The organism is Agrobacterium sp. LY4 (assembly GCF_001526585.1).
In the GTDB taxonomy this organism is placed as follows: Bacteria; Pseudomonadota; Alphaproteobacteria; order Rhizobiales; family Rhizobiaceae; genus Agrobacterium; species Agrobacterium leguminum.
In genome coordinates this window covers 367,375-380,891 of record NZ_ASYA01000033.1, presented here as the reverse complement: position 1 = coordinate 380,891, position 13,517 = coordinate 367,375, and the positions used below count along the sequence as shown (strand labels likewise).

The 13,517-nt window shown below is 59.7% G+C and carries 12 protein-coding genes; 7 read left to right on the top strand and 5 right to left on the bottom strand.

The window, feature by feature from the left end; genetic code table 11:
• The first annotated feature begins 239 nt into the window (after positions 1-239).
• From hrpB to L904_RS21940, 3 genes are all read left to right on the top strand, one after another.
• On the top strand, positions 240-2,726 hold the full coding sequence (gene hrpB, locus L904_RS21950; protein ID WP_020808727.1) for an ATP-dependent helicase HrpB: 2,487 nt from the start codon (positions 240-242) through the stop codon (positions 2,724-2,726).
• A gap of 29 nt (positions 2,727-2,755) precedes the next feature.
• Positions 2,756-4,063, top strand: a complete 1,308-nt coding sequence (gene actS, locus L904_RS21945) for a two-component system sensor histidine kinase ActS (RefSeq protein ID WP_080657439.1) — start codon at positions 2,756-2,758, stop codon at positions 4,061-4,063.
• 73 nt (positions 4,064-4,136) lie between these two features.
• Positions 4,137-4,724: an ActR/PrrA/RegA family redox response regulator transcription factor gene (locus tag L904_RS21940; RefSeq protein ID WP_020808725.1), complete on the top strand. Its 588-nt coding sequence runs from the start codon at positions 4,137-4,139 to the stop codon at positions 4,722-4,724.
• A gap of 6 nt (positions 4,725-4,730) precedes the next feature.
• Here the strand turns inward: L904_RS21940 and L904_RS21935 are convergent, their stop codons facing one another.
• A complete protein-coding gene (locus L904_RS21935; protein ID WP_004444350.1) occupies positions 4,731-5,216 on the bottom strand; it encodes an MmcB family DNA repair protein in 486 nt (161 codons plus the stop codon).
• Positions 5,217-5,399: 183 nt separating this feature from the next.
• Between L904_RS21935 and L904_RS21930 the strand changes: the two genes are divergently transcribed.
• Positions 5,400-6,113 carry a L,D-transpeptidase gene (locus tag L904_RS21930; protein WP_003521204.1) on the top strand — a complete coding sequence of 238 codons (714 nt, stop codon included), beginning with the start codon at positions 5,400-5,402 and terminating at the stop codon, positions 6,111-6,113.
• 77 nt (positions 6,114-6,190) lie between these two features.
• On the opposite strand, the gene L904_RS21925 is transcribed toward L904_RS21930, so the two are convergent.
• The 4 genes from L904_RS21925 to hslV form a co-directional block, all read right to left on the bottom strand.
• On the bottom strand, positions 6,191-8,359 hold the full coding sequence (locus L904_RS21925; protein WP_020808723.1) for a malate synthase G: 2,169 nt from the start codon (positions 8,357-8,359) through the stop codon (positions 6,191-6,193).
• Between the two features lie 119 nt (positions 8,360-8,478).
• Positions 8,479-9,444: a DUF1402 family protein gene (locus tag L904_RS21920; RefSeq protein ID WP_020808722.1), complete on the bottom strand. Its 966-nt coding sequence runs from the start codon at positions 9,442-9,444 to the stop codon at positions 8,479-8,481.
• 198 nt (positions 9,445-9,642) lie between these two features.
• On the bottom strand, positions 9,643-10,950 hold the full coding sequence (gene hslU, locus L904_RS21915) for an ATP-dependent protease ATPase subunit HslU (protein ID WP_003521199.1): 1,308 nt from the start codon (positions 10,948-10,950) through the stop codon (positions 9,643-9,645).
• Between the two features lie 74 nt (positions 10,951-11,024).
• Positions 11,025-11,549, bottom strand: coding sequence for an ATP-dependent protease subunit HslV (gene hslV / locus L904_RS21910; protein WP_003521197.1), 525 nt, complete (start codon positions 11,547-11,549; stop codon positions 11,025-11,027).
• A gap of 201 nt (positions 11,550-11,750) precedes the next feature.
• Here hslV and hisB point away from each other — a divergent pair, with 201 nt between their 5' ends.
• Genes hisB through hisH form a run of 3 tightly spaced genes read left to right on the top strand, consistent with a single transcriptional unit; the run spans position 11,751 to position 13,516 of the window.
• Positions 11,751-12,347 (top strand): imidazoleglycerol-phosphate dehydratase HisB, encoded by a 597-nt coding sequence (gene hisB / locus L904_RS21905; protein ID WP_020808720.1) that lies wholly within the window; start codon positions 11,751-11,753, stop codon positions 12,345-12,347.
• A 22-nt stretch (positions 12,348-12,369) separates the two neighbouring features.
• Positions 12,370-12,864, top strand: a complete 495-nt coding sequence (locus L904_RS21900) for a DUF2628 domain-containing protein (RefSeq protein WP_020808719.1) — start codon at positions 12,370-12,372, stop codon at positions 12,862-12,864.
• Between the two features lies 1 nt (position 12,865).
• Positions 12,866-13,516 carry an imidazole glycerol phosphate synthase subunit HisH gene (hisH, locus tag L904_RS21895; protein ID WP_031233376.1) on the top strand — a complete coding sequence of 217 codons (651 nt, stop codon included), beginning with the start codon at positions 12,866-12,868 and terminating at the stop codon, positions 13,514-13,516.
• Position 13,517 lies beyond the last annotated feature (1 nt).

Below are 13,517 nucleotides of genomic sequence, written 5' to 3'. Positions count from 1 at the left end.
TTAGGTAGTTTCGTGTTCTTAACGGGAACCGGAGAAAAAGACGGAATCTTCCGACGCTTCGCCACACGCCCAATGCCCTACCCTCCGGTCCTGACTGTAAATAGCGAGCAAGGAACCGCAACTTTGACGACGGAGCATTTGCCTGCTCCTTACATACGGCTGTCAAAGTGCGGGGCCGTGCATTAGAAACGGCATATGAGACGCTTAAACACCACCCCAGATGCCGCAGGCCTGTTTGCATGACCAGAATGCCCGTTCCTATAAAGACCGAGTTGCCCGAACTTCCCGTCAGTGCCGTTCTCGGCGATATCGCCGAGGCTCTGGCCGGGGCGAAGCGCGCAGTTCTTTCTGCTCCACCGGGCGCGGGTAAAACGACACTGGTGCCGCTTCATCTTTTGCAGCAGGACTGGCGGGGGGACGGCAAGATCATTCTTCTCGAGCCCCGCCGGCTGGCCGCCCGAGCCGCAGCCGGGCGCATGGCCGAGCTGCTTCATGAGGATGTCGGGCAAAGCGTCGGCTATCGTATGCGGCTCGACAATCGCGTCTCCTCGAAAACCCGGATAGAAGTGGTGACCGAAGGCGTGTTTGCCCGGATGGTCCTAGACGATCCTGAACTTGCCGGCGTTTCGACGGTGATTTTCGACGAGTTTCACGGGCGTTCGCTTGACGGCGATTTCGGACTGGCGCTTGCGCTCGACGTACAGGGTGGGTTGCGAGATGATCTGCGTATCCTCGTCATGTCCGCCACTCTCGATGTCGAACGCATCAGCACGCTCATGGCAGACGCCCCGGTCATTCAGAGCCTTGGGCGGACGTTTCCAATCGATGTCCGTTATGAGGATCGTTGGCAGGGCGTGCCGATTGAAGAGAAAGTCACCAAGGCGATCACTGAGGCCCATGGGTCGGAAACCGGCTCCATCCTCGCCTTTCTACCGGGACAGGCGGAAATTACCCGAACGGCCGCGCGGCTGGAGGGACGTTTTCCCGACGATACGGATATCATCCCGCTTTACGGAAACCTTTCGCAGAAAGAGCAGGATGCAGCGATAAAGCCGGCGCCGGCCGGACGGCGCAAGATCGTGCTGGCCACCTCAATCGCGGAGACCTCGATTACCATCGATGGCGTGCGTGTGGTGATCGACAGCGGATTGCAGCGACTACCTGTCTTCGAGCCGGCAACTGGAATCACGAGACTGGAGACAGTGCGGGTGTCGCGCGCTTCCGCCGACCAGCGGGCGGGTCGCGCCGGGCGAACAGAACCCGGTGTTGCGATCCGCCTGTGGCATTCGGGGCAGACGGCGGCGCTCAACGCCTTTACGCCACCGCAAATTCTGGCGAGCGATCTAGCCGGCCTTGCGCTCGATCTCGCCCATTGGGGTGTTCAGGATCCCTCTTCTCTTGCCTTTCTGGATATGCCCCCCGAAGCCGCACTGAAAGAATCGGTGGCGCTTCTCAAAAATCTGGGCGCGCTCGACAAAGGCGGAGCGCTGACGCAGCGCGGCCATCTGATGCGCGGCCTTTCATTGCCGCCACGGCTGGCGGCCATGGTGATTGCGGCGGCAAGCGAAGGCGCGGGGAAAAAGGCGGCGATGCTCGCCGTCATGCTGACAGAACAGGGGCTCGGCGGAAACGATATCGATCTCGATGAACGGCTGCGGCGCTTTCTTTCCGACAGAAGCGAAAGGGCGCAGGCGGCGCGCAAGCTGGCATCGAGGCTGTTCGACGCGATCGGCGACAAGACGGCGGCAGCCGAGTTGCCGAGCGAGGCCGGCCCGCTGCTGCTGCATGCCTATCCGGACAGGATCGCACTCCAGCGTGGCGCGCGGGGACGTTATGTGATGGCCAATGGCCGTGGCGCAGAGCTTGCCGAGACAGAACGGTTGGCGGCGAGCAAAATGCTGGTGGTTGCCGATATTACCGGGCGAGCGGCGCAGCCGCGTATCCTTGCGGCGGCAGGCATAGAGAGGACCGATATAGAAGAGCGGATGCCGCATCTCATCGTTCAGCAGGACCAGCTGCTTTTCGACAAGGCGAGCGGCCAGGCGCGCGCGCGAAAGGTGACGCGGCTTGGCGCCATCATCCTCGATGAGACACCCCTGCCCCGTCCCGAGGGCGAACAGGCGGCACAGGCGCTCGCCAATGGCGTTCGGGAATTCGGCATCGGCATTCTTCCTTTTTCGAAAGAGACGCTGCAGTTACGCGACAGGATCGGCTTTCTGAACGCCAGTATCGGGGAACCCTGGCCGGATGTCAGCGACGAGGCGTTGCTTTCCAAGCTTGACGAATGGTTCGTCCCTTTTCAGAACGGTGCGCGCAGCCTGCAGGACATCCGGCCCGGCAGCCTCTCCGAAGGGATACTGTCTCTGGTGCCGCATGAGGTAGCGCGCGATCTCGCCAAGTTGGCGCCGACGCATTTCGAAGCGCCGACGGGCCAGCGACATCCCATCCGTTACGACGCCAGCGAACCGACGCTTTCCATTCGCGTGCAGGAACTTTTCGGGCTGAGAGCCCACCCGTCCATTGCACAGGGACGGTTGCCGCTGCTGCTGGAATTGACCTCCCCGGCGCACAGGCCGATACAGACGACACGCGATCTTCCCGGTTTCTGGTCGGGGTCCTGGAAGGATGTGCGGGCGGATATGCGTGGGCGTTATCCACGCCATCCATGGCCGGAAGACCCGGCATCGGCCCTGCCGACCAGCCGTGCAAAACCGCGCGGGACGTGATGATGATGAACAGGGCAAAGGAGATGACGGTGGCTGGCCATTCTATCGAAACCACGAGGCTCGGCCGCGCCAGCCGCAGGATAAGGCTGCAGACCATTGTCTGGCTGCGCTGGCTGGCGGTTGCGGGACAGACGGCAACGATCCTGCTTGTCGCCTTCGGGCTCAATTTCCCCCTGCCGCTTCTGGCCTGCGGTCTTCTGATCGCGGCACTGGCGCTGGCCAACCTGTTTCTCACTGCCCGCTTTCCCTCCACCTATCGTCTGGAGCCCTGGGAAGCGACATTGCTGCTGGCCTTCGACCTGCTGCAATTGACGGCGCTGATCTACATCACCGGCGGACTTTCCAATCCCTTCGCGCCGCTGATCTGCGTGCAGGTCATCATTGCCTTTGCCTCCCAGCCGCTGCGGCATTCGCTCATTCTCCTCGGCTTTGCCGTCATCTGCTCGACCGCGATCGCCTTTTCGCCCTTTCCGGTTCCGTGGTATCCCGGCGAGGTTTTGCCGATCCAGCTTCTGCTGCATGTCGGCACCTGGGTCGCGATCATCGCCACAACCTCTTTTGCGGCCTTTTACGCCTATCGCGTTTCGCATGAGGCAAACCAGCTGGCGGACGCGCTGGCTGCAACCGAGCTGGTGCTGGAGCGGGAAAAACATCTCTCGCAGCTGGATGGGCTCGCGGCGGCAGCGGCGCATGAGCTTGGCACGCCGCTCGCGACCATCAGTGTCGTCGCGAAGGAGATGGAGCGGGAACTCGGAAACGACGAAAAATTCGGCGAAGATATTGCCCTGCTGCGCAGCCAGAGCGAAAGATGCCGTGACATTCTGCGCCGCCTCACCTCGCTTTCCGCCGACAATGAGGAGCACATGCGCCGCCTGCCGCTCTCCTCGCTGATCGAGGAGGTGATGGCGCCGCACCGGGAATTCGGCATCCGCCTCGAACTCGTTGAAAAGAACAATCGCGCCGACGAGCCGGTCGGCATCCGCAATGCCGGTATCATCTACGGTCTTGGCAACCTCATTGAAAACGGCGTGGACTACGCGCGGGAAAAGGTGACCGTGACGGTGGATTACGACCAGCAGAACGTCGTCGTCATCATTGAAGACGATGGGCCGGGTTATGCCCATGACGTGCTTGCCCGTATCGGCGAGCCCTATGTGACCGAACGTCACAATGACACAAGAGCGGGCGGGCTCGGGCTCGGGCTTTTCATCGCCAAGACCCTGCTGGAGCGCTCCGGCGCCACCGTCACCTTTGAAAATCGCGGCACGAGCGGAACCGGAGCGCGGGTCACAATCGTCTGGCCTCGGGCGCTTATGGACGATAAAAGAAGCCGTTGACTTTACCATCCACGTTGAAGCGGCGATAAGAAGAAGAAAACCAAGCCGACGAAGTTGCCGGAAGGCCGGAAACATGAAGACAGAAGACCAGAACAACTCCACCAGCGCGCCAACGGACGATGTCGACCCGATCGGACCCGACAGATCGCTGCTGATCGTCGATGATGACGGCCCGTTTCTGCGCCGGCTTGCCCGGGCGATGGAAACACGCGGCTTTACCGTCGACACCGCGGAGACGGTCAGCGACGGCATTGCCCGCTCCAAAGCTGCACCGCCGAAATATGCGGTTGTCGATCTGAGGCTTGCGGATGGCAACGGTCTGGAAGTCATCGAGGCCATCAGGCAGAACCGGGACGATACGCAGATCGTCGTTCTGACCGGTTACGGCAATATCGCAACCGCCGTTACCGCCGTGAAACTTGGGGCGCTGGACTATCTGGCCAAGCCCGCCGATGCGGACGATGTGTTCAATGCGCTGACGCAGCGCAAGGGCGAAAAGACCGAAGTTCCTGAAAACCCGATGTCGGCAGACCGGGTTCGGTGGGAGCATATTCAGCGCGTCTATGAAATGTGCGAGCGCAACGTTTCGGAAACCGCCCGCCGGCTGAACATGCACCGGCGAACGCTGCAGCGCATTCTCGCCAAGCGCGCCCCCAAATAACGGAAGTCATTCTCCGAAGCTGCGCCCGGTCGTCCATTCCGCCAGCATCAGCCGGGTCGCAGCGGTTCGCGAGAAATCCAGCATCACCGACTTGCGGGTTGCGGGCGGCAATTTATGTTCCGGCGCATCGCGCAGCATATGGGCGCCATATCCATCCGACAGGATCAGCCCGCATTCCTCCGGGAATATGTCGGTCGGCACTTCAGGATGGGTGGCGAAGAACAGCCGGTCGCAATGCAGGCGATACTCCGGCCATTTGCGATCGACACGGAAATCCTCGATGGAGGATTTGATCTCTATGATCCAGATCTCACCCTTGACCGACAGGCTGATGAGATCTGCCCGTCGCCCGCTGGCAAGCGGCAGTTCGGGCAGCACCGAATGGCGCATTTCGTGCAGAAGCACCTGAACGCCGCGGCGCACCAGCATCGCTTTGTCCGACTGGCGACCGTCTATTAACGGATTATTGTTGGTAACGGAAAGAATAGTCATGGATAAAGGCTGCTGAAGCGTTTGGCCTATTGTTGCAAAAAGGCAATCAACCGGCAATTTTAAATGCCCGACCGTTTCGCGGCGGCGCAACGGCTTGCCAAGAGCGGCTGAATGGAAAATAACCGATTTATCCAATTAAGCCTACTCTTTCGCACAATTTGGCGAATTTTCCGCGAGAACGACATGCGCATCCGTACCCCATTGACCGCACTCGGTCTGACGGCAGCACTGGCTCTGGCCGGCTGCGCCGAAACTACCTCCCAATCCTCCGCTCCGACCTCCGGCAAGATCGCAGCGTCCGTACCGGTTGCTGACCCCGTTCCGGCGAAGGTCGAAACGGTCCAGATCTTCAACGATGTCTACGGTCCTGTGACCGATGCGGGCTATGCGCTGCCGGCCATTCCTATCAATCGTGTGAATGAGAAGTACCGCCGTCAGATCGTCGAATTCCAGACATCCGAACGCGCCGGTACCATCATCGTCAATACGCGTGAGCGTTACCTCTATTACATCCTGTCCGGCAACCGCGCGGTTCGCTACGGCATCGGCGTCGGCAAAGCAGGTTTCGCCTGGGCCGGTGAGGCCTATGTCGCCTGGAAGCAGGAATGGCCGATGTGGCATCCGCCGAAAGAAATGGCGGACCGTAAGCCGGAAGTCGCCAAATATGTCGAGGCTGGCATGGGTCCGGGTCTTACCAACCCGCTCGGCGCGCGCGCCATGTATCTCTTCAATGAAAAGGGACAGGACACGCTGTTCCGCATCCATGGTTCGCCCGAATGGGCCTCGATCGGCACCGCCGCCTCTTCCGGCTGCATCCGCATGATCAACCAGGACGTCATCGACCTTTACAGCCGCGTTCGCCCCGGCCGCAGCACCAAGGTCATCGTGATCCAGTAAAGATCACATACCAGACAAGAAAAAACCGCCGTGGATTTTCCCGGCGGCTTTTTTGTTTCTCGGGACGGCTGACGGCTTCAGGCCGCCTGTTTGGCCTTCAGCTCCAGACGACGGCGGTGCAGAACCGGCTCGGTGTAGCCGTTCGGCTGTTCACGGCCCTTCAGCACCAGTTCGACAGCCGCCTGAAATGCGACCGACCCGTCGAAGTCGGATGCCATCGGCAGATAGGCCGGATCGCCGGCATTCTGCGCATCGACCACGGCGGCCATGCGCTTCATGGTTTCGACGATCTGGTCCTGCGTCACCACGCCGTGGCGCAACCAGTTCGCCATGTGTTGCGCGGAGATGCGCAGCGTGGCGCGGTCTTCCATCAGCCCGATATTGTTGATATCCGGCACCTTCGAGCAACCAACGCCCTGATCGACCCAGCGCACGACGTATCCGAGAATGCCCTGCGCGTTGTTGTCGAGTTCGCGCTGGATTTCTTCCGGCGTCCAGTTGGGACGCGGCGCGACCGGCACCGACAGAATATCGGAAAGCTTCGCACGGCCGCGGCTTTTCAAACCTTCCTGAACGGCAGCGACATCGACCTTGTGATAATGCGTGGCATGCAGCGTCGCCGCCGTCGGCGACGGCACCCACGCGGTGTTGGCACCGGCCTTCGGATGCGCGATCTTCTGCTCCAGCATAGCCGCCATCAAATCCGGCATCGCCCACATGCCCTTGCCGATCTGCGCATGGCCGGAAAGGCCGCATTCGAGGCCGATATCGACGTTCCAATTCTCGTAAGCTGCAATCCATGCCGCCTGCTTCATGTCGCCCTTGCGGATCATCGGACCCGCCTCCATCGAGGTGTGGATTTCGTCGCCGGTGCGGTCGAGGAAGCCCGTATTGATGAAGACGACGCGATCCTTCGCAGCGCGAATGCTTTCCTTGAGGTTGACCGTGGTGCGGCGCTCCTCATCCATGATGCCCATCTTCATGGTGTTGGGCGCCATGCCGACAAGCTCTTCGACCCGGCTGAAGATTTCGTTGGCGAAGGCCACTTCCTCCGGCCCGTGCATCTTCGGCTTGACGACATACATGGAGCCGGCGCGGGAATTCTGACGCCGCCCGGATGGACCGACATCGTAAAGGGCGATCAACGCCGTGACGACGGCGTCCATGATGCCTTCAGGAACCTCCCGACCATCCCTGTCGAGGATCGCCGGATTGGTCATCAGATGACCGACATTGCGCACCAGCATCAGGGACCGGCCCGGCAAGGTCAGCGCGGCACCATTGGGAGCCGTGTAATAGCGATCAGGGTTGAGGCTGCGGATGAAGGTCTTGCCGCCCTTGGATACTTCTTCGGTCAGGTCGCCGCGCATCAGGCCAAGCCAGTTGCCATAAACCAGCACCTTGTCTTCGGCATCGACGGCGGCAACCGAATCTTCGCAATCCATGATGGTCGTGAGCGCGGATTCGAGAATGACATCGGAGATTCCCGCCTTGTCGCCCTTGCCGATTTCGGTCGTGGGATCGATGACGATTTCGGTGTGCAAACCATTCTTGCCGAGCAGGATCGTTGCAGGCTTTGCCGCTTCGCCGCTGAAACCCTTGAACTGGGCTGCATCCTCGAGGCCAGTCCTGGCGTCGCCGATGGCAAGCTGCAACAGGCCATTCTCGATCTTGAAACCGGTCACCTCGGACCAGCTTCCCGTTTCCAGTGGAGCGGATTCATCGAGGAAGTTTCGCGCCCATGCAATGACCTTTTCACCGCGCTTCGGATTATACCCCCTGCCCTTCTCCGCACCGTCGGCGTCAGAAATAGCATCCGTGCCGTAAAGCGAATCGTAAAGCGAACCCCAGCGGGCATTGGCCGCATTCAGCGCATAACGCGCATTCATGACCGGAACGACGAGCTGCGGGCCGGCAACGGCGGCGATTTCAGGGTCGACATTGCTGGTTTCCACCTGGAAGCCGGGACCTTCCGGCAGCAGATAGCCGATTTCCTTCAGAAAGCCCTCATAGGCGTCAAAATCCGCCGGCGCGCCATTCTGCCGATACCAGCCATCCAGCTTTTCCTGCAGGGCGTCACGCTTTGCCAGCAATTCGCGGTTCTTCGGAGAAAGCTCGTGAACAATGGTCGAAAAACCTTCGAAGAACGCCTCGCTGTCCAGACCCGTGCCGGGCAGGACGTCGTCAGTCAAAAAGGCATAAAGCCTGTCATCGATGGAAAGACCGAATTTATTCGTGCGGCTCACATGCGCCTCCTCTATTCTGAAGGCACAGATTGGACGCGGAGACGGCCGCTCGTCAATTGCGGCGGACAGCCAAATATTATTTCCATTTTGGAAACAATACGAACGATAGTCGCCTTTTTCTACAAAAGCGCCTGCAAATCCTTGATGCGGTCATTCACCAGCCAGCCGTAATAATTTTCCTCCGGCAACAGGGGCTGCTCCCCACCTGCGGCGCGCTGGCGGTTCTTCTGGGCAAGCGCAGCGGCACGCTGCTGCGACCCGCCGACATTATAAAGCGTGGAGGTCACACCCGGATTTTTCGAAATATCCATGTCGGCAATAGATCTATAGTCGTCGATAGACTTGCGGATGGAAGCCGCCATGAAAGCAAGCGACCGGTCAGGGTCCATGATGGCGGTGTAGACGGCGGTGGCGTCGTTCTCATCCAGCTTCTCATAGCCGGAAGTTCTCGACACCATATCGGACAACATCAGCGCGGTCAGCGGGTTGATCTGGCCGAGGCCGAAGGTCTGGCCGGCATAGAAGGGCTGGAAAAACACAGCGCTGAAACGGTTGTTCGGGTAGGCGACACCGTCTACCGTCTTGCCGCGGAAACTGTCTTCCCAGACATCTTCCCGACAGTTCCAGAGGCTGTAGGAATCCCTCTTCGACTGGCATTTGGCGAATTGCGAATGGGTCAGAAACTGCGCGATGGTTTCGTCCTTGTAGCCGAAACGGAAGCTGTTGCCCGCATAAGAGGCCGCCTTGACGTAATAGGACTGCAGCCGGTCATAGGCGTCGACATTATAGGTATGTTCGCCGACGATCGCGCCGATCATATGGATCGGATCGATGCCGTAGCGCCCGGCAGTCGACTTGATCTTGGCGATCAGCGCCTTGTCAGAGGACAAAAGATCGATGACCTTCTGGTACTTGCGCTCGAAAGAGGTGTTGGACGCCTTTGTTCTTTTTGCGGAAGCGCCGGGAACGCCGGGCTGTTCGGCATTGCGATTGCCCGGTGGAACGACCGTCGCGGCTTCGACGTAAGAAGACGCGGTGACGGTGAACGTCAAAGCAGCGGCAAATGCCAGAAGAGTTTTGCGCACGAGCGAATGCCTTTTCTCAAGCCTGCGGCTTCCGCCAGCGAAATACGCTGGGAAACCGTATCATTCCACTAAAGCGGTTCCAACCGGAATGCAGCCCTTCCCATAAACAAAATGCGGGCTGAATGCGAGACAAGGCGGATAAAATAAAAGAGTGCGGCAAATATGGCCGCACTCTTCTTTCTCATATCCCTGAAATTTTCAGAGAATATAGCGGGACAAATCCGTATCGGCGGCGAGATCGCCGACATGTTTGCGGACATATTCCTGATCGATCTTGACGGCGGAACCGCCGCGATCCGGCGCATTGAAGGAAATCTCGTCCAGAACCCGCTCCATCACCGTCTGCAGACGGCGCGCACCGATATTCTCGACCGACGAATTGAGATGAACCGCCACATCGGCCAGAGCATCGATTGCATCATCGGTGAAATCGAGGTCGAGTTCTTCCGTCGCCATCAGCGCCTTATACTGGCGGATGAGGCTTGCTTCCGTCTCCGTCAGGATGCGGCGGAAATCCTCCTTGGTCAGCGGCTTCAGCTCGACGCGGATCGGCAGGCGGCCCTGAAGTTCGGGCAGGAGGTCCGAAGGCTTCGCCACATGGAAGGCGCCCGATGCGATGAAGAGGACGTGGTCGGTTTTCACCGGCCCGTATTTCGTCGAAACCGTCGTGCCTTCGACAAGCGGCAGCAGATCGCGCTGCACGCCTTCGCGCGAGACGCCGGCACCCATGCCGCCATCGCGGGCAGCGATCTTGTCGATCTCATCGAGAAAGACGATGCCGTCATTTTCGACCGATTTCACCGCCTCGCGCTGGATCATTTCATTGTCGAGCAGCTTGTCGGATTCATCGCGGATAAGATCGGCATAGGATTTCGATACCGTGGTGCGCACTTTCTTGGTACGTCCGCCCATGGCCTTGCCGAACATTTCCGACAGGTTGAGAACGCCGATATTGGCGCCCGGCATGCCGGGAATTTCGAAACCGGGCATGCCCGAGCCGCTATCCGCCACTTCGATATCGATTTCCTTGTCGTCCAGTTCGCCGTCGCGCAGTTTCTTTCGGAAGCTTTCACGCGTGCCGGGCGATGCGGTTGCGCCAACCAGCGCATCGAGCACCCGCTCTTCGGCGCTTTGATGCGCCTTGGCCTGTACTTCGGCGCGCTTCTTTTCACGCACGAGGCCGATGCCGATCTCGACCAGATCGCGAATGATCTGCTCGACATCGCGGCCGACATAACCGACTTCGGTGAACTTGGTCGCCTCGACCTTGATGAAGGGTGCACCGGCCAGCTTGGCAAGGCGGCGGGAAATCTCCGTTTTGCCGACACCGGTTGGCCCGATCATGAGAATGTTTTTCGGCATGACTTCGTCGCGCAGGCTCTCATCGAGCTGCTGGCGGCGCCAGCGGTTACGCAGCGCAATCGCGACCGCACGTTTGGCCTCATGCTGGCCGATGATGAAGCGGTCGAGTTCCGAGACGATTTCCCGGGGAGAAAAAGTGGTCATTCTATCCTCTCGGCTTTCCTGTTCCGGCCGGCCATTCCGGCCCGGCCCACAGGACCCTTGGGTGAGAAACTGGCTTATTCGGCGTCGAGCGTTTCGACGACGAGATTGTGATTGGTATAAACGCAGATATCGGCGGCGATATCGAGCGACTGGCGCGCCACCTCCTCAGCCGATTTGTCCGTATCCATCATGGCGCGGGCAGCCGCAAAGGCGTAATTGCCGCCGGAACCGATGGCGATCGCGCCGTGCTCGGGCTCCAGCACATCGCCATTGCCGGTGATGGCGAGCGTGGTGGATTTATCGGCCACCAGCATCATGGCTTCGAGATTGCGCAGATATTTATCCGTGCGCCAGTCTTTCGCAAGCTCCACGGCTGCACGCATGAGCTGGCCCGGATATTGCTCGAGTTTCTTTTCAAGACGGTCGAGTAGCGTAAAAGCATCCGCCGTTGCACCGGCAAAACCGGCAATCACTTCACCCTTGCCGATGCGGCGAACCTTGCGGGCATTGCCCTTCATGACCGTCTGGCCAAGGCTTACCTGACCATCGCCAGCCATGACGACCTTGCCGCCCTTCCTGACTGTAATAATTGTTGTCATCAAACACCTGTCTGCCCTGCCGGGCCTGCGGTTAACGGGCCGGGATGCGGCCCTTCTCGGGTTCTATGTAAGTTTGCTTTTCACGATTGCAATCTTCGAGGCGACGCACCGTTTTCGGCATGTCAGGCAAGACGATGGAACAACTGGATATTTGTGTCCCGTGCTGATAAGGAACGGCAACATTTTCACGGAGCGGCCAAAATGGCAGAACGTAAAGGCGAGATTATCCGCAAGACCAACGAAACCTCGATTTCGGTGCGCGTGGATATCGACGGCACCGGCAAATCGAAAATTTCCACCGGCGTGGGATTTTTCGACCATATGCTGGACCAGCTCAGCCGCCATTCGCTGATCGACATGGAGATCGAGGTAGAGGGCGACCTGCATATCGACGACCATCACACGGTGGAAGATACGGGCATTGCCATCGGCCAGGCGATTGCCAGGGCGTTGGGCGACCGGCGCGGCATTACCCGTTATGCCTCGCTCGATCTTGCCATGGACGAGACGATGACCAAAGCCGCCGTCGATATTTCCGGCCGGCCTTTCCTCGTCTGGAACGTCAATTTTTCCGCGCCGAAGATCGGTACCTTCGACACGGAACTGGTGCGCGAGTTCTTCCAGGCGCTGGCGCAGAATGCCGGCATCACATTGCATATCCTGAACCATTACGGCGCCAACAACCATCATATCGCCGAAACATGCTTCAAGGCCGTTGCCCGCGTTCTTCGCACGGCAACCGAGATCGACCCCCGGCAGGCAGGCCGCGTTCCCTCCACGAAGGGCATGCTGGCCTGACGCCAAAGCTGTCAGGAAGCCCATGACAAGCTATCTCGTTCTGGAAGCCCCCAACGGGCCGGACAGGGACCACAAGACGACCCGCTTCATTGCAGACCGTTTCGTCTGGCTGGCTCTCATTGCGCCCTGGCTATGGCTCGCCATCAACCGGCTGTGGCTGGCAACGGCGGTGGTTGTGATCGCGCTCCTTCTGGCCGGGCAGGTCTCGATATTAGCCGGATTCGAACCGGTTGGCATTCTCTGCGGTTTCGCCATCGGGCTCATTACGGCGCTGGAGGGACGCGATTTTCTCGTCCGGCACCTGATCCGCAAAGGCTGGACACTGAAATCCGTCGTTTCCGCCCCTGATCTTTCGAGCGCCGAAGACATATATTTCTCCGGTCTCTCCGAAAACACCGAGAGGGCGGAACGGCTGTCCCAGCCGGTCTGGACCCCTTCGCCGCAAAAGAGCCGCGACAAAAACTTCGTCAACGATCCCGCCGGATCGTTTCTTTTCGACTTGAATGGAAGGCGCTGACATGCGTGTCGCGATCATCGACTACGGTTCGGGCAACCTGCGTTCGGCCACCAAAGCTTTCGAGCGTGCCGCCCGTGAAGCCGGCATCAATGCAACCATCGACCTGACCGACAAGCCGGATCATGTCGCCTCGGCGGACCGCATCGTTCTGCCGGGCGTCGGAGCCTATGCGGATTGCCGCGCCGGTCTCGACGCCGTTCCCGGCATGCATGACGCACTCATCGAAGCCGTGGAAAAAAAGGCCCATCCCTTCCTTGGTATCTGCGTCGGCATGCAGCTTATGTCCTCGCGCGGGTTGGAAAAGACTGTCAGCAAGGGCCTTGGCTGGATCGAAGGCGATGTCGTTGAAATGACGCCGTCCGATCCGAGCCTCAAGATTCCGCAGATCGGCTGGAATACACTGGAAATCCGCCACGCCCACCCGCTGTTCGACGGCATCAAGACCGGCGCGGACGGGTTGCACGCCTATTTCGTGCATTCCTATCATCTGGCCGCCAAGCACTCGACGGATGTCATCGCCACCACCAATTACGGTGGCGCGATGACGGCTTTCGTCGGCCGCGACAATATGGCGGGGGCGCAATTCCACCCGGAAAAGAGCCAGACGCTCGGCCTTGCCTTGATTTCCAATTTCCTGCGCTGGAAGCCCTGAC